Source organism: Streptomyces narbonensis (assembly GCF_014649015.1).
Classification (GTDB): domain Bacteria; phylum Actinomycetota; class Actinomycetes; order Streptomycetales; family Streptomycetaceae; genus Streptomyces; species Streptomyces narbonensis.
The window spans coordinates 1-602 of sequence record NZ_BMSF01000159.1 but is presented as its reverse complement, the minus strand read 5'-3'; the positions used below and the strand labels follow the sequence as shown (position 1 = coordinate 602).

Sequence of the window (602 nt, the reverse complement as noted above, 5' to 3'; positions counted from 1 at the left end):
GAATTGTCTGTTATGCGATCTAGTTTGTGGCCAGGTTTAATTAAAGCACTTCTTTATAATTTAAATAGACAACAAACACGAATAGCTTTATTTGAAATTGGATTAGTATTTATAGGTAAAAATATAAAAAATGTAAAACAAGTAGAAAAATTAGGAGGGATATTTACTGGGAATCGTTATATAGGGGGGTGGAATTTAAATAATTATAAAACAGAATTTTTTGATATAAAAGGAGATATAGAAGTTTTAATAAGATTAGGTGGTGATTTTAGTAGTTGGAAATTTAAATATGCTATACATCCTGCATTGCATCCTGGGAAAAGTGCAAAAATTTTACGTAAAAATAAAACTGTTGGATGGATTGGAGCACTAAATCCTACTATTTCTTCTTATTTTGGATTACCATTTGAAATTTTTATTTTTGAATTAGATTTAGCCTATTTACTTAAGGGTAAAATACCTACATTTAATAATGTATCTCGGTTTCCTGAAATTAATCGTGATTTAGCTTTATTAATAAACAAAAATTTATCTGTATCTAAAATAATTGATACTATTCGTAGAAAAGCTGGAAAATATTTAATAGAAATAATATTATTTGA

The 602-nt window shown here is 25.7% G+C and carries 1 protein-coding gene; it reads left to right on the top strand.

The features are described 5' to 3' along the window. Positions 1-602, top strand: a 602-nt coding sequence (locus IE124_RS36390) for a phenylalanine--tRNA ligase subunit beta (RefSeq protein WP_229833196.1), incomplete at both ends; no start/stop codon positions are given.